Source organism: Nostoc sp. (genome assembly GCF_036917755.1).
Classification (GTDB): domain Bacteria; phylum Cyanobacteriota; class Cyanobacteriia; order Cyanobacteriales; family Nostocaceae; genus Nostoc.
Genome location: NZ_JBALFC010000109.1, coordinates 1 through 20,021, shown reverse-complemented (window position 1 = coordinate 20,021; position 20,021 = coordinate 1). Strand labels below are relative to the sequence as shown.

Genomic DNA, 20,021 nt, shown 5'->3' with positions numbered 1-20,021 from the left:
AAAGCTGTATAAATTGCTTGAACAAGCGATGCAGAAAGGTTTGAAATGGTGACAAACAATCTGCTGTTTTGGTCAAATAATTCGTTGCTCTATATATAGAAAAACTCTAAATTCAATCAGACTCTACTATTTCAACTTGGACAATTGATTGCTCCTTGAGGAGAATTACCTTGTAAGACTTGTAAAATATTTTGAGATGCCTCTAGAGCAATGTCACGTCGTAAATCATCTACCGCAGATCCTAAATGAGGAGTAAAAAAGGTTTGGTTTTGTTTCTCTAACAGAGATGGAGGAATTTCCGACGGGCGATCGCCACGCGCCCAATCTTCTAGTTCAAAGACATCGGCTGCATAACCTGCTAAATGTCCAGAGGCTAAAGCCTGACTGACCGCTTGTTCATCAACTACTGAGCCGCGACAGGGATTGATTAAGAAACTCCCTGGTTTCATATCTGCTAAAGATGTCTCATTGATCAGATGAAACGTTTCCGGTTGCAGAGGAACCATTAGCACGACAAAATCACTGGTTGCCAATAGCGTATCTAGGGAAACCTGTGACAAGCCCCAAGCTGCTGCTTTTTCCTTGGGTAAGGGCATCGCATCGCTGTAAATCAGGTTCATTTCAAAACTGGAAAGCCGTTGAGCGAGGGCTTGCCCTAGACTGCCCATACCAACAATTCCCAGTGTCCGGTTTGCTAATCCCATACCATATAGATGCGGTCGCCAACCTGCAAAGGTGCCTTGACGAATCAAGCGATCGCCTGGTAACATCTGACGGGCTAACCCGATGATCAGTCCAATTGTCAACTCAGCTGTTGGCACAGCTAATAAGCTAGGGACGATTGTGAACCAAATACCTTGACGGGTGCAGGCTTCAACATCAAAATTATCGTAACCCTTTAATGCTCCGGCGATAATCTTCAATTTTGGACAAGCTTTCAGAAACGCCTCATCGATTTTATCTGGCATAAAAACCATCAAAGCTTCAGCGTTCTGCGCCAACTTGAGAATTTCTTCACGCGGTAAAGTCTCTCTGGTTGGATTTGCAACTACTTCAGAATGCTCACTTAAGTTTGTAATAATTTCCGGGTGAACCCAGTGCGTAATTACAACTTTGGGTTTCATCAGCAACCTCCTAGTACCGCAAGGCGGAATTCAAAATTCAAACAGGTATACAGCGTAAGCATTTCATGGTAACAGAGCTTGCCGTTGGCGCAGCCTCTCCAAGAGTTGTATTGATTTAGAATGGGTGGTTTATTTACGCCGTGTTGTACTAGTGGTCTATCGTATTAAATTTGAGGAATAAGAGAACGAACCGCGTTCGCGTAGCGTCTCGCAGAGAAGGACGCAAAGAGCGCGAAGAAAGAAAGAAATTGAAGAATTTATTTACTCGTCAAAGTTTCCTTGATAGACCACTAGACTACTTCTCGGTGCGAAACTAAATTTCCAAAAAATAAGGATACGGATTTAAGATGTTTCCAGGAACTAAAACCTTCGTTTTTAGGCTTTATAGAATGAGCCTTCTGAGTTTCGCACCGGGAACTAGACTAAACGTTTCCTGAGATAACTACTAAAACCATCAACGAGAATTACCATCAGCAAAATTACTAGCAGCACTGCTGAAACTTCCCGGTAATTAATCAGCCGAAGTGCGCCAATTAGCTCAAACCCGATGCCACCAGCCCCTACCGCTCCCATAACCGTGGAGGCACGAAAATTATATTCCCATCGATAAAGGGTCAGATCCATCATTTGCGGTAACACCTGCGGCAAAATCCCGTGGTAAATCACTTGTACCTTATTGGCTCCCGCAGCTCGTGCTGCTTCTAGCGGTGCTTCGTTGACCAGTTCGATGTATTCTGCAAAGAATTTGCCGACCATGCCGATAGAGTGAAATCCTACCGCCAATGTTCCTGGGAGTGCGCCAAAGCCAACGGCTGCCACAAAGATAATGCCCATAATTAGCTCTGGGACGGAACGCAAGCCGTTGAGAACCAACCGTGAAACTTGAAATAACAACGGATGGGGAGTTGTATTGCGAGCCGCTAATAAAGATAGAGGCATCGAGAAGACAATGGCGATCGCGGTGCCTGCAATACTCATAGCCAGTGTATCAAACAAAGGTTTAACCCAGTTTCCGGCATCACTGAAATCTGGAGGCATCATTTGATGCAGCAAGTTTAAGATACTGGGAACCCCATCCCAAAGACGTTTCTCGTCCCAAAGTCCAACCAGGAAGCAACACACACTGATCACCAAAAATGCGATCGCCCAGGTTACGATCGTTCGATACCATTGCCGCCGTTGTTGCTTCAATAGCTGCTCGAAGGCTGGTTTAGGATTAGGAAATGTCACACAATTTTGGATTTTAGATTTTGCGGAAAGTTGCGTGGGTGGCTCTGCCGACTTGAGCAAACTTTCCAAGACGGATTTTAGATTGACCCTAGCGATCAAGTCAATTCAGTAATACAGCAGATTTAAAGAAAAGTGAAGTACACAACGATTCGTCTCAAAGCTAAGTATAAAGTCTGTTTTACTTCTGAATTCTGACTCCTGAGTTCTGAATTCTTCTTCTAAATTACTTTTGCAACTTGGCGATATCAATATTAAGAATTTTTGCTAAATCTCTGATAGTATCATAATCTTTATCTTTCGCTGCTCCAAAACCATCAGCTTTGAAGGGTTTAAGAATCTCTTTGTCCTTCAATTCCAAAAAGGCTGCACGAATTTTTTCTTTTAATGTCGGTGCTAAATCAGAACGCATTGTCCACGGATATTCAGGATACTCTTTGGATTCTGCAATCACCTTAACCTTACTAGAATCAATTACTTTGCGTTCAATTAAGGATTCAAAGATGGGTTTACTCAAGCCACCAACTTGAGCATTACCATTTTGAACTGCCAATGCTACAGCATCATGTGAACCTGTGAACGCCTCTTTGTAATCTTTTCCGCCGGGTTGCAATCCGCTATTTGCCAGCATTGATTTCGGAATCAAATGACTAGACGTGGACGCTTGATCTCCAAAAGCTACCGTTTTACCCTTGACTTCTGCCAGTGACTTGATACCGCTAGCTGTGTTAGCGATGATCACAGATTGATAAGTAGTTTTGCCGTTTTTCTTCAAAGCTGCAAATGGCTCAATATCACTCTTTGTTTTCGCCAAAACGTAAGATAGTGGCCCAAAATAGGCTAAATCAACCCGCTTGTTGCTTGCGGCTTCAATCATCGAGGAGTAGTCAGTTGTAACGACGAGTTCAATATTTTTTTGTAGCTTTGTCTCAAGATACTTTTTAAATGCGTCATTTTTTTTAATTACAGTCGAAGGGGATTCATCAGGCAATAAAGCTACTTTCAGAGTTTGAGGGTCAGCCGACTCTGACGCAACTACTGGACTATTCCCAGAAGTTGGTTGCTTATTTGCAGATTGGTTGTTGGGAGTTTGACAACCGATTAAGGTAGCCATAATTAGCGTCATTGAGACAAGCGATCGCTTGTTTAGTAAAATAGTCATTGAGGTTCTCCTAAATTAATCTAAAAACAGTAAAGTTAGCCGTTAGAAATTAATGGTTTCCCGAAAGCTTTCATAGTGAGGACTATCTTCGTCACTATAAAGTTGGTTCAATTCGTAGGCACTGATATCTGCTGGCTTGCCATCTAAAATAACCGTTCCCTGAGATAGCCCAATAATTCGATCAGCGTAAATTCTGGCGAGATCAATCTGGTGCAGACTGAGGATTGCAGAAAGTCCATCTTCTTGACAAATCTGACGCAGAAATGAGAGGACTTTGTGAGCGCTAGTGGGGTCAAGACTAGCAACAGGCTCATCTGCCAAAATCAATTGTGGCTTTTGTGCTAAGGCGCGTGCAATACCAACCCGTTGCTGTTGACCTCCGCTAAGGGCATCCACTCGTGTTAGAGCTTTGTGTAAAAGCCCAACCCGATCTAAACATTCTAAGGCAATATACTGATCTGCTTTGGGTAAAGGAAAGAAACTTCGGAGTGTTGAATGGTAGGCTAAACGACCTACCAATACATTCTCAAGAGCCGTTTGCCGACTAATAAGTTGATGCTGCTGAAAAATCATCCCTGTGCGCTTGCGATGTTCATATAATACATTACGGTTATGTAAATTTCCCAATCCTTCAACTACGACAGTGCCAGTTGTGGGGCGATTAAGATAGTTAAGACAGCGCAGTAAGGTTGATTTACCAGAACCCGATGCCCCCAAAATAACGGTGAATTGCCCTTTGATAAAGCTAAGAGAAATAGGTTTAAGCCCTACTACTCCGCCTTTGTAAGTCATACTTAAGTGGTCAAGTTGAATCATATTTCTTAGCTATTCTAGGGACAAAACCCAAACTTCATGGTCAACTATTGTTATAGAAAATTGGTTTAACTTTTAAGTTTGGCTGTAGCTACCATCAATCCCCACACAACACCAAAGCGAATTTTGGTCGCACGACAAACCGCAAAATTTTCTTCCTGAAGTAAGCGGTGAAACTCATTTTGGGTGTAACACTGCTTATAAGCCGGATCAAAAACCTTAAGTACTAAGTCACAGATTTTACAAACTAAATAATCTTTACACCAATCTAGAATAATGACTTTACCATCAGGCTTCAAGACACGTCTCATCTCTTTTAATGCAGCAAGTGGCTGATCAAAATAATGAAAGGAATTAGCAGACACAATTACATCAAAACTATTACTGTCAAATGGCAACCTTGATGCACTTACTGTCTGAAATGATACTTGAGGATAAGCACTACATTTAAGTTTAGCGTAGGCGTAGCCCGTCGTAGACATCGCCAGCATTTTCTCTGAAATATCTATACCGACAATTTGTTGTCCTGAATATTCAGTTAGTAGTAAACGTTCAAACTCACCAGTACCACAGGCAATATCAAGTACAGTATCTGTTGGTGATATCTCTACCCAGGTTTTAAGGAAAGATAGTGTGTTAACTATATAATCTCTCCAGCGTAGGTCGTAAACGGCAGCTAATTGGTCATACTGTTTGCGAACTGTGGTTTCAGTCATGCTGGTTTCTGTAATCAGGTTATATTTTTCAGGTATTTCAGGTATTATACTATACATTATATTTGGTTAAAACAAGTAATTCCTACAAGGTGATATGAATTTCATTGAAGAAGAATTCAGAAGTCAGAATTGCTGCAATCTTGACTGTACGTTTGCTTATTTTGAGATGAATTTTCACGGTATCTGCAAAACCTCTCTTTAAATCTCTCTCCTAAAAGGAGAGAGACTTTGAGCGTTGGTGTCAACTTCAGGTGAAAGTTAGTCTAGAAGTAGCATTTAGAGATTGTCTCGTTGTCTCGTTCCCAGTCGGAGACTGGGAATGCATTCCGAGAGGCTCCGCCTCAAGACTTGCGGCAGAGCCGCAATGATCTGCATTTCCAGGCAGATGCTGGAAACGAGGTTGTAAAAGGGTTTTAGCTTAATTTGACACCAATGGACTTTGAGTTTCCCCCTTACCGTGTCGGGGGTTTTCTGTGGGCTTTTCCACATGACCTGAATTGTCAGGTGTCTAATCCCCAATCCCTCTTTGATCTGTTCTGGTGTATGCAGTTGATCGCGGCTATTTATTTTCAAGTTGGGAGAACATACACCATTTTGGGATTAATAAATGTGAAACCCCTGTGAAGACAACAGGTGACAAAAGGATAAAAACCATGCACCAGCAACTTTTTTGTCAAGTTGTAAACAATATATTTGGTAAAAAGACTACTTTTTTTACCTCAGTATTAGCGATCGCCATATTTGCCACAGCCTGTACTCCAACTCGTGAAAGTTCGTCTGTAACTCAACCGAGCATTGCTCAGTCACCTGTTAGCACTAGCAGTCAAGCTGGAGAAGAACAAGCAACCATTACAATGGCGGTGATTCCCTGGCAGGTTTCATCTGAACAGGAAAAGAAACTTCAACCTTTGGCTGACTACCTGAGCAAAACACTAAAACGACCCTTTAAATTTCAAATTACTAAGGACTACGAAACAGCAATTGATTTATTGGTCAAACAAAAGGTAGACATTGCCTACCTTGCACCCACCAGCTACATCGAAGCTCATCGCCGCGATCCCAAGGTTGAGCCATTGGTTGCCCAGATTAATAAAGAAACAAAGCGACCTTGGTACACAGCTGTGATTATTGCCAATAAAGAAAGTGGTATCAAAACCGTCAAGGATTTGAAGGGTAAGCGATTTGCTTTTGTCACCAAGTTATCGACATCTGGATATGTTGTACCGACAGTTCATTTTCAGGAAATAGGTATTAATCCTGAACGAGACTTTAAATCGGTAATCTTCGCTGGTAGCCATGATAAAGCAAAACAAGCTTTAGTGAATGGGGAAGTAGATGCGATCGCAGACGATCGGCGGTCTTATACCGATCAAGTTAATGAAAAGAAGATTGACCCCAAAAAATACACAATTATCTGGGAATCTATCCCGCTTCCTAGCGTGCCCCTTGTTGCGTCTAGTAAAGTCTCCGTCAAGTTGAAAGATGACTTGAAAAAGGCATTGATTGACGCACCAGCAGGTCTTGTAGACCCCACAGGCGGTATTGGAGTTGGCTATACTTTGGTGCAAGATGGAGATTACGACATCGTTAGAGAGTTGCAAAAGCGAATTTCCAGCAAATAAGGCTAACCAAGATATGCGGATAACGACCAAATGTATTGGGTCATCTGCGATCGTTCTGGCACTGGTTGCCTCTACCCAAATTGGAGGCGACCTCTTTATCAGGCAAGCAGAACAAAAAGCAGAGGATACCCAGGCAAAAAATGCTCAAGCTTTGACGACTATCTTGCAAATAAACCTCTTCTTGAATAACCAAGTAGCAGCGCTTAAGGACATGATCTTGCTCAGGCGTGATGCTTCTAATCTGGTGAAATATCAGGAAGCTTTATCTGCGTTTACTAAAAATTTGGCTGAGTTAAAAAATTTAAAGCCAGAGATAAATTCCGAGTTAGTCAAGATTCGCGATCGCCATAGCCTGCTGACGAATCTAGTCATCGAATTAACTAATCAATCTAACACAGATAAACCCTTAGAATTAGTTGAATCCCAACAGGATTTTCGAGTAATCAACGCTTTTTCTCGTGATATTGAACTCTACTTAAAGTTATTAACCAAGAAGCTTCAGAAACAGGATAGCTTGGCGAAGCAAGAATTTAATAACTTTAAACAGACTACTCAACTTGCTAGACAAATTCTGCTTTTGTCTATCCTCCTGGTTTTTGTCGGTCAGTTATTGCTGATCCTCTTACCAGTAATTCGCTCGATTCAAAAGCTACAACAAGGAGTGGCAAAAATTGGGGATGGAAATTTAGAATACCGCTTGAATATTCAAACCAAAGATGAAATTGAACAACTGGCAGAAGCTTTTAACCGAATGGCAGCAACCCTAGCTGAGTCTTATCGTTCCCTAGAGTTGAAAAAAGAACTTGCCGATACAGCAAATCGTGCCAAAAGTGAGTTCTTAGCTAACATGAGCCACGAGTTACGAACTCCCCTCAACGGTATCCTGGGTTATGCTCAAATTCTCCAACGAGATAAAAGTTTAACTGATAAACAGCAGAATGGCATAAGAATTATTCACCAGTGCGGTTCACACCTGTTAACACTAATTAACGACATTCTGGACTTATCCAAAATTGAAGCTCAGAAAATGGAACTCTACAAGAATGACTTTCATTTTCCAGCGTTTCTCCAGAGTGTGGTGGAAATTTGTCGGATTCGCGCTGAACAAAAAAGCATTTCATTCATTTACCAACCAACTTCAGAACTACCTATTGGGATTTCGGCAGATGAAAAACGATTACGACAAGTCTTAATTAACCTACTAGGTAATGCGATTAAATTCACCGAGAAAGGAGGGGTGAGATTTACTGTTAGCTTTGCAGACAAAGTTTCAGTCAATGAAAGTAACCAAAAACCGATTCATAGAATTCGATTTCAAATCATCGATACGGGAATTGGCATGAGCCAAGAACAGGTAGCGAAAATATTTTTACCCTTTGAGCAAGTCGGAGATATTAAAAAGCAATCAGAAGGTACTGGATTAGGTTTAGCCATTAGTCAGAAAATTGTACAATTAATGGACAGTACAATCCAAGTAAAAAGTGAGAGAGGTCAGGGCAGCACTTTTTGGATTGACTTGGATTTGTCAGAATCAGTCGATTGGATGCAATCAGCTAGAATTATGGCTGCTGGCAAAATTGTCGGAATCGCCACTGGTAAGCGGAGAATCCTAATTGTGGATGATAAGTGGGAAAACCGTTCTGTTGTCGTCAATCTGCTAGAGGAAATTGGATTTGAAATAGCGGAGGCAACTGACGGTCAGGAAGGCTTGGAAAAAGCTATGCAATTTCTGCCTAACTTAATCATTACAGATTTGACAATGCCGGTAATGGATGGTTTTGAATTAACACGTCGCCTCCGTCAGCAAGCAGAGTTTCAGGAGTTAACTATCATAGTTTCATCTGCCAGTGTGTTTGAATCTGACCAACACAAAAGTCTCGGAATTGGTGCAGACGATTTTCTACCAAAACCTGTACACGCTGATGATTTACTCCAGAAGTTACAAAAATATTTACAAATTGAATGGGTTTATGAAAGTGTTCCAGAAAAATCTGTAAATGAAACACTGAATACTACCCATAAGCAAAAGAGTTCTGTCGCAACTGCTAAAAGAGCAATTATCGGGATTACTGGCAATAAGCGGAAAATTTTGATTGTAGATGACAACTGGGAAAACCGTTCTGTTGTTGTGAATTTATTAGGTGATATCGGCTTTGAAATAGTGGAGGCAAGTAATGGTCAAGAGGGGTTAGATAAAGCAGTCGAGTTGAAACCTGATTTGATTATCACTGACTTGTCTATGCCAGTCATGAATGGCTTAGAAATGATTCGTCGCTTGCGAGTGTTGCCATTTCCGAATTTACCAATAATTGTTTCATCTGCCAGTGTATTTAAATCTGACCAGCATGAGAGTTTAGAGGTAGGTGGCAACGATTTTCTCTCTAAACCAGTGCAAGCAGATGAATTGTTCCAGAAGTTACAGAAACACTTGCAATTTGAGTGGATTTATGATGTACCACAGAGTCAAGAAGGAGTCAAGGAAACCCAAACTCTAAAAGTTACTTCTATTGATTCCCCACTAACAGACACTTGCTTAATTGCTCCACCGCCTGAAGACATTGAGCGACTATTTGAGTTGGCGATGAGAGGTAACATTAAAGGCATTCGAGAGCAAGCCCAAAAGCTGAAACTGTTGAATGAAAAGTTTATCCCATTTGCCGAACAATTACAGCAACTTGCTAAAAGCTTCCAAATCGAAAAAATTAGGGAATTTATTCAGCCATATCGAGGAGAAAAACCATGAATATACCTGTTCTGGAGAAAGGGGTAATTTTGATTGTGGATGATAACCCCCATAATTTGGAAGTACTATCTGAAGCATTAATTGATACAGGTTGGGAGATATTGATTGCTGTGAATGGCGAGGGTGCGATCGCTCAAGCTGAATACGCCTGTCCTGATATCATACTTTTAGATGTAATGATGCCTGGGATTGACGGATTTACAGCTTGCCAGCGTTTAAAGTTAAATCCTCTAACCTGTGATATCCCGATAATTTTTATGACAGCTCTCTCTGAAACTGTCGATAAAGTAAAGGGTTTGAGTTTAGGCGCAGTAGATTACATTACGAAACCATTTGAGTACGAAGAAGTGTTGGCTCGTATCAAGACACATCTACAAATCCGTAATCTCACTAAGGAACTCAAAACTCATAATCAGCAACTTAAACAAGAAATAGCCGACCGTCTTGCAGTCGAAACCAAGTTAGAAAAGCTGACTCAGGAGTTAGAGCAAAGGGTAGAAGAACGTACTTCTCAACTATCTCAAGCACTTGATAATTTGCAGCAAGCTCAGGTTAGTTTGATACAACAAGAAAAGATGTCTACTCTTGGTGAGTTGATTGCCGGAATTGCCCATGAAATTAACAACCCAGTCAACTTCATTTTAGGCAATCTTAGTCACGCTTCTGAATATACCCAAAATCTTATTGATTTATTTCAACTCTATCAGCAATATTATCCCAATCCAGAAGTAGAAATTGAACAAAAAATAGATGAAATCGATATTGATTTCTTAATACAAGATTTTCCCAAAATCATCTCATCTATGTACAAAGGAACAAAGCGTCTGGCACAGATGATTTATTCACTTAGACATTTTTCCCGTCGAGATGATTCGGTAGTAGAACCTATAGATATTCATGAAGGTATTGATTGCACACTATTGATTTTGCAATACCGCTTGAAAGCGAACTCCGAACGTACTGAAATTCAAATTATTAAAGATTATGGAACTGTGCCACTTGTAGAATGTTTTCCAGGCCCACTGAATCAAGTTTTCATGAATCTCCTCGCTAATGCAATTGATGCTATAGAGGAGTCATTTGTCACTAGGAGAAACTCTGCTGCGAACTTTCCCAAAATTGCAGCAAGTGGCGTTCATTTGTCATCATTACAAAACAACGGACAAATCACGATTCGCACTGGTGTAGATGAACAACGCTCAGTCGTAGTAATTCAAATTGCCGATAATGGCATTGGCATGACAGAAGAAGTCAAACAGAGGTTATCTGAACCTATGTTTACTACTAAACCTGTAGGAAAAGGAACAGGGTTAGGTTTATCTATTAGTCGGCAAATTATTGAGGAAAAACATGGTGGAACCCTCTGGCTTGTATCTGAGCCGGGGCAAGGCACAGAATTTTGTATTGAAATTCCTTTACTAAGTCAAAAGGCTTAACAATTCAAAATTGTTCGCGCAGCCTCTTCGAGTCCACGAGGTCTTGATTCTGACTTCTGATACCAATTCTGTATGAAGATGCGCTAAACCATATTTAAGTACAAGAAAGAAAAACGAACCGCGTTCGCGTAGCGTCTCCAAGAGTTGGACGCGAAGAAAGAAAGAAAGAAGTTAAAAGGGTTTGGCGCAGCCTTACAAAGAAATGGTATGACTTCTGAATTCTTCTTCAAGATATTATCTTACAATTGCCAAAGCGTCCCAACCGAAATTATTTAGAGTCAAAGTTTTGCATAGAAAAGGCTCAAGCATTTCTACCTAAGCCTTTCCTAAATTCAATTAAGTTACTTTCGTCTATTTAGCTTAGTAGCGGTTACGGTTGTAGCCGCCGCCACCGCCGCCGCGATTACCACCACCGAAGGAAGAAGAACCACCTCTGTCTTCTCTGGGCTTGGCTTTATTTACTTTCAAATCACGGCCAAGCCATTCAGCACCATCAAGGGCTTCAATGGCTTTTGTTTCTTCATCTTCTGAACTCATTTCCACGAAAGCAAAGCCGCGTAAACGACCTGTTTCACGGTCAGTAGGTAGCTGAACACGTTTTACAGCACCATATTCTGCAAAAACAGCACTCAGCGCATCTTGTGTAACTTCATAGGAGAGGTTACCTACGTAAATTGACATTAAATGTCTCCAAAATCATAAGTTTGTAGAGATTTAGATTTCGGAGAGAAGTCTGTAATACCAAAAGGGAAAAGCCTGTCAATACTAAAAACAAACACTGTCGCCGAATTAATTCTCATTTCACTTCCCATGATGTCATAGCAACTAACTTTCTGGGGAAAAGTTTGAAAAACTGTTATAAAAAGTTATGTTACCAGTTGATAGCTAAGTGCTGGCTAGTCTCAAAACGGGTGAGGCTATAGGCAACCGCACCCACGAGATTAACGAAAATCGGCTATCCTTCCCATCCCTTCAAGGGGTGGGAAGGATAGCCGCCCGCCTCCAAAGTCATTAGAGACGCGATTGATTAATCGCGTCTCTAATGACTTTGATCATTGGTGCTAATGACCAGCCCTCTAAGTATTGACAAATAACATATTTTATGGTGTTACTTCACGGGATGGCGTCAAGAGTTGCTTTATATTGCTTGAGCTTTCGAGCAGTGGAACAATGGCGATAGTTTTTCCGGGTAATGGTTTGGCTGCATGAGGGCGCAGCGCTGATAGTCGGCGCTCGGTACCCGCCAAACAACTGCCATCTATAATCCGCAGCCGATATTCTTTGTCCTTTAGGACTGGGAGGTTCCACATTCAAACTTTCAAGCAACTGCTGGAGATCAGATGCCGTCTCATGTACCAATGCCCGACTTACTGGCAGTTCAATCCGTTGCAGTTTGTTGTATAGTGCTGTGGCGCTGACACTTATCTCCACCGCCTTCTTCTGAGCGGCTGCATGAACCGATGGATACATCCCACACACTACAAGACTCATCAAATCCACAATTGTCGAAAACAGTAACTCTTGTTCGTATTGGCGAACGCTTTCAGTCTTGAACAGCTGATTCATCCGTGAGGAGTTAAAAATATTTTCCATTAGGACTCGCATCATTACGCTGATGGGGCTGGCTTCTAAAAATGCATCAAATATGGGAGATAGCATAAGCGCTTAAGTACATTTTCAGTCTTACCTCCTTAGAAAGATCACATAGTGTACTATTTGTCAATATTGAGAGGGCTGCTCCTAACTCCTAACTCCTAACTTTTCTACCCGCCTAAAGTTCGCGTATAAATTACCTGACCTTGGGAATCATAGAGGAAAAGGGACAGATTAGCATTGTCACTAATTACAGCTAAAGCTTCGCGTAAGATTTGCAAGTGATTAGTAAAATCAACAGCAGTATCCGAGTTCTTAGAATAAGGATTAGCCAAGTTATTTTGCCTTAGTTGGTCATACTCAGGGGTTAGCCGGACAATAATTCTTGTGTTGTCTATGCTAAATGTGCAAATCTGAATTCCATTAATACAGGTTTTATCTAAGTCGGTGCGGGTTTGTTGCAAACTACTAACAACTTGGAGTTTTTCTTGTGCTTGTTTGAGGGCTGCTGAATAGGGTTCAATGAGAGACTGAGCCTGAGTGTAGTACAAGCTATCTTGGGAAACCTTTTTAACAGTTTGCAAAGCCTGATCCCAGTATGTCGCTGCTGCTTGCCATTGCTTTTGTTGCTCATAAACTTTGGCTTGCTTGGCAGTGCTAACGGCTTGTTGGTAGGTTTTAACAGCAAATCCTTCTTTTGTAGCGCGATCGCGTGCTGCAACTAGTTTAGGTTTATAATCTATCAACAGCTTTTGGGCTTCTTGGTATCCAGCGCTAGTTTGGGGAATGGTATTCAAGGCATTAACTACCACCAGCCAAGTAGACTGCACCTTTTGCCATTCATTCAAAGATTTAGCAGTAGTTTCCCGGTTCTCGGCGGCGTTGGCTACAGCTTTTGCTGCCGTTAGTTTTTTCAGCCATTTTTCCTCAGTAAATACCTGTTGATTTACAGCGTGTAAACGGACACGATAATTAAGTAATTTGCCTTGCACCAGTCCATAGAGTTCATTATTGGAACTTATAGTTTCTAGTGGCGCTATAGCCTGTCGCCATAAATGTTGCCTAGCTTGTAATTCCTCTAGGCTATATCCAACTTTTTCTGCTGCCAAGGATGCCGTCTGCAAAGCCTTGACCACCTGGTTGATTTTTTCTGATCGTCCAGACAAACTTGCTTTTAGTTCTTCTGACACCTGGTAACGGGGCGACCAACTAGGAATTACATTCAGGGCTGCACTGGCTGCTGCAAGTTGCTGTTGTACAGCTACTAATTCTTTTTCAGAGTTGGCGCGGCGCATCAGTTGCGGAGATTTTGTTTTTAATTGCTCGGCATTTTGTATTTCTTTACATTCAGACATCACACAAGGGCGAGTCAATAAGTAAGCACCACCGCCTAAGACTACAATTCCCATCAATGCTGCACCCAGTAGGATAGGTTTGACTTGGAATGCTGGCTTTGAAGCCGACAAATTCGGCGCATCTGCAAACGGGTCAAAGGGTTCGTCCTCTTTAGTCTCATCGATTAATGGAAAATATGTCAGAGATGATGAGGAGAATGAGGAGGATGAGGGGGATGAGGAGGATGAGGGAGATGAGGGGGATGAGTAGGATATTGCTTCCTCATCTTCCCCTGCCCTCTTATCTCCCCCTGCTCCCCCATCTCCCCCTACTCCCTCATCTCCCCCTACTCCCCATCCCTCCTTCTGCTTCAACGCTAAGAAACATTTGGCATAAGGGAGTTGTTCGCCAAAAACTCTGAGGAAACATTGCACCCTCTGCTCTTTGTGGGGTGCTAAAGACTGAAGTACTTCCTCAATTACTGCAAAAATTAGTTGAGCGTCAACTATTACATCTGATGTGTGTTGCGTTAAAATCATTAACTCATCTTTCTTGACGGCACACTTAACCTCGAAGACTTCAGGCGTTGAGACTTCTACAAGTAATTGTTCCTGCAAAGTTTTGGCTAAAAGTTGTAAATCTTCCTGCTGGACTGCTACTCTCATAGAGCTTTCCCGCTAAATTTCTATATTATTTTGATTATCTTTAAGGAGATAAAATGAACTTTTTAGGTTTGTTGAATGCAAATGCACGGTTTTACCAACCACAGTCTGAAAATATGAACGACCAACTTTCTAACACAAATTCTGACTTTTCACCAAAAATTAAAAAAGCAGTTATTGTTCGCGTCGCTACATTTTTACAGTGCTAAATACAAAAATAAATAATCTATCTTCAGATATAAATTACAAATAAAAAATGGGAATAAGAGAGTTTTTGAGTATTTTCACTGCATTATTTTGCGACAATTAAATTCACTGGAGCTACTGGTGTGCAAAATTATTGTTGCAGAGCAGTTGTGACAAAATTATCCAAGGGTTAAGGAAAGGATGTTGTGTCAGAGGGTTTTGACAGAAATGCTAGTTATCTTCTATGCTGGGAAACTTACTAAGGAGATTAATTACGTGTTGTGGCTCTGGCACAAACAGATTGACTATCAAAATTAATGTGCCTTATTTGCTGAATTCGATAAAATTGATCCGTGAAAAATCAATTTTTATAGCTGCCAAAAGCTTAATTCTGCAATAAAGGTGCTGCAAAATATTAAAACAGCACTAAGCAAAGGCTTAGAAAGTGTCAATACAAGGTGTATCAATGGATTTATTAGAGTACCAAGTTAAAGAATGGTTTGGGAAGATAGGCATTCCTGTATTGCCCTCGCAACGAATTGACCATCCTACAGATTTGAAACGTTTAAAAATTCGCTTTCCAATTGTACTGAAATCTCAAGTACATGGAGCGGAACGCGCCAAAGCTGGTGGAGTCAGGTTTGCAGAGACGACAATCGATGCGATCGCAGCTGCTCAAAATATCTTTAGTTTACCAATATGGGGCGAATTGCCGGAAGTTGTGCTGGCAGAATCCCAATACGATGCTAGCCAGGAATTTTATCTAGCGGTAGTTTTAGACACTGCTGTTTGCCGACCAGTACTTTTAGGTTGCAAAGAAGCAGACATCGATTGGGAATCGGCTGGCGAAAGAATGCACTATGTCGTTGTAGATCAGGAATTCTCGCCATTTTATGCCCGACGACTGGCTTTGAAAATGGGTTTGCAAGGGACACTGATGCAGTCGGTAAGCAGCGTTGTCCAGAAGATGTATCAGTTATTTGTGCAAAAAGACCTGGATTTAGTCGAAATAAATCCTTTGGCAGTCAGTGCGACTAGTCAAGTTATGGCTCTTAATGGTAAAGTCAGAGTCAACGAACGGGCGATCAAGCGTCATCCCGATCTTGCCCAGATGGCGGCAAAAATTATCAGCCGTCATACCAGTACTGAAATCAACGGTATTTTGGGCGACTGGGATGGTGTGCAAATGCATGGGAAAATCGGTATTTTAGGTAATGGTACTGGTTCAGTGATGGCAACTTTGGATTTAGTCGCTAACGCTGGTGGCAAACCAGGTGTTTGTTTGAATCTACGTCATGCTTTCCTCACAGATACTACACCAACTACCTTCCGCGATCGCCTAGAGACAGGTCTGAAAATCCTGGAGGCTGACAAAAGCATTCAAGTAATATTAATTAACTTTATGGGTACGATTCCTCAAACTGAGGAAGTCACCGAAGTTATAGCGAGAGTTGTGCAGCAAGATAACAGCGAACTTCAATCACAGGTTGCACATTCTAATGGTAGTAAAAGTCGGCGAGAGCGGAATTTTACACCCTTAGTTGTCCGCCTTGCTGGTTCTGAATTTAATGCTGCTAGAAAATATTTAGCAACATTAAAAACCCACAGCGACGCGCTTCTGGTGGTAGAAGATTTAGATGAGGCAGTGGCGGCAGCAGTTCGTCTTGCTAAACCAACTGCTAATAAGAAGTAGTCAAGGCACTGGGTTGCCAAACTTACGGTAATTTTTTATGAACCTAACGCCAGACAGCAAAGTATTAATTCAAGGCTTTTGTGAATTTATATCAGGCATTCATGTTGCTCAAATGAAAGCTTATGGCACCAATTTGGTAGCTGGTGTCAATCCTGGATGCGGCGGACAGGAACTGCATGGACTGCCAGTATTTGACTTAGTAGAGGAAGTAATAGAACAATTTGGGACAATTGACACGACAATTATTTGTGTAGATCCTTACGACGTTTTGGATGCGGCATTAGAAGCGATCGCATCTCATATTCGCCAGATTATTATTATCACTGCTGGCGTCCCACCTTTGGATATGGTGCAATTACTCCGCAAAGCCGAAGCCTGTGAAACTTTGGTAGTCGGGCCAAATAGTCCGGGGATCATTGTGCCAGGAAAAATTCTCTTAGGTACTCAACCTAGCGAGTTTTATACCCCTGGTTCAGTGGGGATCGTGAGTCGCAGCAGTACTCTCACTTACGAAATTGCCTACGAATTAACAAAAGCAGGTTTGGGGCAGTCGATTAGTGTCAGTATTGGTAGTGATGCGATCGTCGGTTCCTCCTTTCTCCAATGGCTGCAAATTCTTGATGAGGATGAAACTACACAGGCGATCGTTTTAGTCGGTCAACCTGGTGGTGGTAGTGAAGAAGCAGCAGCCCGGTACATTGCTGAGGCAATCGATAAACCAGTAATTGCCTACATTGCAGGCAAACACGCACCACCAGGAAAAAGTTGGCGTGAAACTGGGACTTTAGCAACGGTTATCGGACGCGATCCTAACTTTGGCACAGCCCAAAGTAAATTAGCTGCTTTCAAAGAAGCGCAAGTTTCAGTAGCTGAAAGTCCTTCTCAGATTCCAGAATTATTGAGAAAGGAGATTAACTTATAGACATAGGCGTGAAAAAGAATATAGAGACCTAGCAGTTGCTCCGTCTCTAGTGATTAGTTAATGAATATATGTCAAAAAAGCTTCTGAATGAGCAATGCTGTGCCCCTACGAGAAATCTATTTGTATCAGGGTTTGTGTGAAATGGTATAAATCGGTGTTCTAGTAGAGTGTCACCTCTTGGTTATAAGCATCTACAAAACTCGTGTGGTCATACTCGACTTGAGTTGCATAGTCCACCGCAAAATTAACGATCTCATCTTTGAATGCAGCCTGATTACCGCTAACAATGTCAGTCACTTCTTTGTCAACGCTTACGGGAATAATCGCAGCATCATAGTCTTTATCAGAGATTGCATGGTTCTTGGCAACGATTTTTCCTGCATATCCCATTGCATCCATGAATTTTGACTTAGTGGTTAGCAAGGTATAGTCAAAGTCCACTTGGTAGGGTGATTTTTCATGCAGCATAAAGGGGATGCTATTGACCGTAGTGTAGCCAACCAAGGGATCAGTATTGGAGAGCATCGCTTTCATGGCGATTGTCACCCTCGCCCCTTCTTGGTTTCCGTAAACTGAAGTTGGCAGCAGACCTGGAACTGCGATCGCCACGGCGCTACTGCCTTCCTGCTTCATCTCCAAAATGCGATCGTCGTCGGCTGCTAAACTTGGGCCCTCAATCAGCAAGTAATATCGGTACTTACCAAGACTACCAATGCCTGAACCTAATTTGAGCCGAATGTCCTTGAGGGTGTAGTAACTATTGTTGTAGCGCTTACTGTTAGGAATTGAGGTGATGTAGTTGCTGATCGCCCCAGCAATATCGGAATAGGTGCTGTTTGATACAGGTTGGAGTTCCGAGGTTGTCTGGAAGACTCGATTGTTACTCTTATTTAACTGCGTGTAATTACTCAGCAAGCTAGAACGGCTCTTGTCTGATGCCTTTTGAATCAAATCTTTGACCACACCGTTCGTATTGCTGGATTCCAAACGGTATGACAGTTCATCATTGCTTCCCTTAAAGTCACTCATCTTGTTCAGATAAGCATCCAAGAAATTTCGGACAATATCTTGAGCATCACTTGAGCTAAGACCGTTCTCTTTAGCTGCCAACAGAATGGAGACTGCCATACGTCGCAAGTCCCAAACGTAGGGGCCAAGATAGCTTTCATCGAAGTCAGTGGTGTCAAAAACGTTGTTGTCGTTGCTATCTCTGATCCCCCCAAGATTTTGCAGATGCATATCTCCCACTAACCAGATGGCTGAGGTTGAAGAATTTACAAATCCTGAATTTGGCAAGGTCTGCATATCACGATAAAAAATGTGAGCCGTCCCTCGATAAAAGGTGAAGGGGCTAACTGTCATCTTTTGCATTTTCATTACCAATTCTTGAGGCAATTGAGAAGCAAAGGGATGATTATGTTGGTAAATTTCATTCTCCACCCAAGTTGAACGAGGAGTTGCAGCTTGAACTGGAGATGCAAACCCCAAAATTAAAATTAAGATAAATGCGATCGCAGATATGTATTTGAGCATAATAGTATCTTAGGCGTAAAAAAGTTGACTCTTGTTAGACTCATGTGTAAAGGCAATCATCCAACAACAATTCTTTTACCACCTTGAACCATAACTTAGAAAGTAATTTAAAGCACAATGCAGCAACTATTCATACTAAAGAATTCAAAAAGGTAAAATTATAAAGAACCATCAGAACGTAATCATGTCAGCTATTCAAACAACTCTGGTTCTTGCCATGACGGCTGATGGAAAGATTAGCGCCGTAGATCCGAAAGCACCTCGTGATTCGGATGTAGCTGATCAAGCACACTTGGAGTATCAAGTCTCCCTTGCTGATTTAGTCTTGGTAGGAGCAGGGACGATTCGGGCTGAGGGGTCAACCTATACAATTCGGAATCCCGAACTGTTGGCAGCACGTAAGGTTCGGGGTCAGCCTCCCCAGCCCATTACCTGCGTTGTCTCAGGTTCCCTTGACCTATCCCTGGACTTGCCTTTTTTGAGCCAGGACATTGAGCGATGGATATTTACGACACGGAGTGGTTTGGAGCGCAATTCTGATGCAATAACCTTGCAAAAACTGGCTGAATTAATTGATTTGGGAGATACAAACCTGGACTGGGATCGAGCCTACGCCTTGATGGCAGAGCGGGGTATTCACAAGGTCGTTGCTTTGGGAGGTGGCTCTTTAACAGCTTCTCTAGTGCAAGCAAAGCGAATTGACGATTGGTGGTTGACTATTTGGCCTGTCATTTATGGAGGAAAGCACGCCCCTAGCCCAGTGGAGGGAGAGGGTTTTGTTCCCAATGCTGCTCCTCATCTCCAACTCGTCGAAACTCGTCAGGTTGGAAGTGAGTTGTTTTTACACTACCGTACACTCAACTGAGAATGCGCTGCTAGAATTAAGCGCGTTGATAGTGACCATTGGTGTCAACTTTAAGCCCAAACTCATTTAAAATCTCGTTTCCAGCTTATTGCTGGAAATGCAGATCCTGGTTGCTCTGCCGCCAGTAAGGGAGGCGGAGCCTCAATGAGGAGCATTCCCAGTCTCCGACTGGGAACGAGACAATCTGCTAAAAGCTGGTTCTAGGCTAGTTTTCACCTTAAGTTGACACGCATGGATACTAAAAAGCGCCCTCCCAATCTGGGAGAGCGCTTTTTGATTTAGCTAAACTTCAGAATTAACCGTTGATAGCAGGAGCGGTTAGAGCTACAGGAGCAAAATCACCAGCAGCCAAATCTAGGGGGAAGTTGTGAGCGTTGCGCTCGTGCATT

15 protein-coding genes and 1 pseudogene are annotated in these 20,021 nt (G+C 42.1%); 6 read left to right on the top strand and 10 right to left on the bottom strand.

Features of this window, described 5'->3' with window-relative positions; genetic code table 11:
* Positions 1–131: 131 nt before the first annotated feature.
* The 5 genes from V7L05_RS23645 to V7L05_RS23625 form a co-directional block, all read right to left on the bottom strand.
* The gene (locus tag V7L05_RS23645; protein ID WP_335167637.1) at positions 132–1,124 is read right to left on the bottom strand and encodes a phosphonate dehydrogenase; all 993 of its coding nucleotides are present in this window, start codon (positions 1,122–1,124) and stop codon (positions 132–134) included.
* A 417-nt stretch (positions 1,125–1,541) separates the two neighbouring features.
* On the bottom strand, positions 1,542–2,354 hold the full coding sequence (gene phnE / locus V7L05_RS23640; protein WP_335167635.1) for a phosphonate ABC transporter, permease protein PhnE: 813 nt from the start codon (positions 2,352–2,354) through the stop codon (positions 1,542–1,544).
* A 223-nt stretch (positions 2,355–2,577) separates the two neighbouring features.
* Positions 2,578–3,513, bottom strand: a complete 936-nt coding sequence (phnD, locus tag V7L05_RS23635; RefSeq protein WP_335167633.1) for a phosphate/phosphite/phosphonate ABC transporter substrate-binding protein — start codon at positions 3,511–3,513, stop codon at positions 2,578–2,580.
* 42 nt (positions 3,514–3,555) lie between these two features.
* A complete protein-coding gene (phnC, locus tag V7L05_RS23630; protein WP_335167632.1) occupies positions 3,556–4,329 on the bottom strand; it encodes a phosphonate ABC transporter ATP-binding protein in 774 nt (257 codons plus the stop codon).
* 65 nt (positions 4,330–4,394) lie between these two features.
* Positions 4,395–5,042 carry a class I SAM-dependent methyltransferase gene (locus V7L05_RS23625; protein ID WP_335167742.1) on the bottom strand — a complete coding sequence of 216 codons (648 nt, stop codon included), beginning with the start codon at positions 5,040–5,042 and terminating at the stop codon, positions 4,395–4,397.
* 653 nt (positions 5,043–5,695) lie between these two features.
* On the opposite strand from V7L05_RS23625, the gene V7L05_RS23620 reads away from it, so the two are divergent.
* From V7L05_RS23620 to V7L05_RS23610, 3 genes are read left to right on the top strand one after another with little or no spacing between them, the layout of a single operon-like run.
* Positions 5,696–6,664, top strand: a complete 969-nt coding sequence (locus V7L05_RS23620; protein WP_335167630.1) for a phosphate/phosphite/phosphonate ABC transporter substrate-binding protein — start codon at positions 5,696–5,698, stop codon at positions 6,662–6,664.
* 13 nt (positions 6,665–6,677) lie between these two features.
* Positions 6,678–9,407 (top strand): response regulator, encoded by a 2,730-nt coding sequence (locus tag V7L05_RS23615; RefSeq protein WP_335167628.1) that lies wholly within the window; start codon positions 6,678–6,680, stop codon positions 9,405–9,407.
* A complete protein-coding gene (locus V7L05_RS23610; RefSeq protein WP_335167626.1) occupies positions 9,404–10,843 on the top strand; it encodes a hybrid sensor histidine kinase/response regulator in 1,440 nt (479 codons plus the stop codon). Before V7L05_RS23615 ends, V7L05_RS23610 begins: the two co-directional genes overlap by 4 nt.
* 360 nt (positions 10,844–11,203) lie before the next feature.
* Here V7L05_RS23610 and V7L05_RS23605 read toward each other — a convergent pair whose 3' ends face one another.
* The 3 genes from V7L05_RS23605 to V7L05_RS23595 all read right to left on the bottom strand — a co-directional run bounded on the left by V7L05_RS23605 (position 11,204) and on the right by V7L05_RS23595 (position 14,436).
* The gene (locus V7L05_RS23605) at positions 11,204–11,524 is read right to left on the bottom strand and encodes an RNA recognition motif domain-containing protein (RefSeq protein ID WP_334949698.1); all 321 of its coding nucleotides are present in this window, start codon (positions 11,522–11,524) and stop codon (positions 11,204–11,206) included.
* 432 nt (positions 11,525–11,956) lie between these two features.
* Positions 11,957–12,502, bottom strand: coding sequence for a hypothetical protein (locus V7L05_RS23600; RefSeq protein WP_335167624.1), 546 nt, complete (start codon positions 12,500–12,502; stop codon positions 11,957–11,959).
* Positions 12,503–12,606: 104 nt separating this feature from the next.
* On the bottom strand, positions 12,607–14,436 hold the full coding sequence (locus V7L05_RS23595) for a hypothetical protein (RefSeq protein ID WP_335167622.1): 1,830 nt from the start codon (positions 14,434–14,436) through the stop codon (positions 12,607–12,609).
* A 649-nt stretch (positions 14,437–15,085) separates the two neighbouring features.
* Here V7L05_RS23595 and V7L05_RS23590 point away from each other — a divergent pair.
* Both V7L05_RS23590 and V7L05_RS23585 read left to right on the top strand, forming a co-directional pair.
* Positions 15,086–16,312, top strand: a complete 1,227-nt coding sequence (locus V7L05_RS23590) for a succinate--CoA ligase subunit beta (RefSeq protein WP_335167620.1) — start codon at positions 15,086–15,088, stop codon at positions 16,310–16,312.
* A 37-nt stretch (positions 16,313–16,349) separates the two neighbouring features.
* Positions 16,350–17,234: a succinate--CoA ligase subunit alpha gene (locus tag V7L05_RS23585; protein WP_335167618.1), complete on the top strand. Its 885-nt coding sequence runs from the start codon at positions 16,350–16,352 to the stop codon at positions 17,232–17,234.
* 159 nt (positions 17,235–17,393) lie between these two features.
* On the opposite strand, the gene V7L05_RS23580 is transcribed toward V7L05_RS23585, so the two are convergent.
* On the bottom strand, positions 17,394–18,767 hold the full coding sequence (locus V7L05_RS23580) for a DUF2252 domain-containing protein (protein WP_335167616.1): 1,374 nt from the start codon (positions 18,765–18,767) through the stop codon (positions 17,394–17,396).
* Between the two features lie 184 nt (positions 18,768–18,951).
* Between V7L05_RS23580 and V7L05_RS23575 the strand changes: the two genes are divergently transcribed.
* Positions 18,952–19,632, top strand: coding sequence for a RibD family protein (locus tag V7L05_RS23575; protein WP_335167615.1), 681 nt, complete (start codon positions 18,952–18,954; stop codon positions 19,630–19,632).
* A 295-nt stretch (positions 19,633–19,927) separates the two neighbouring features.
* On the opposite strand, the pseudogene V7L05_RS23570 reads toward V7L05_RS23575, so the two are convergent.
* Positions 19,928–20,021, bottom strand: a pseudogene (locus V7L05_RS23570) (photosystem II protein D1); the annotation flags it as partial.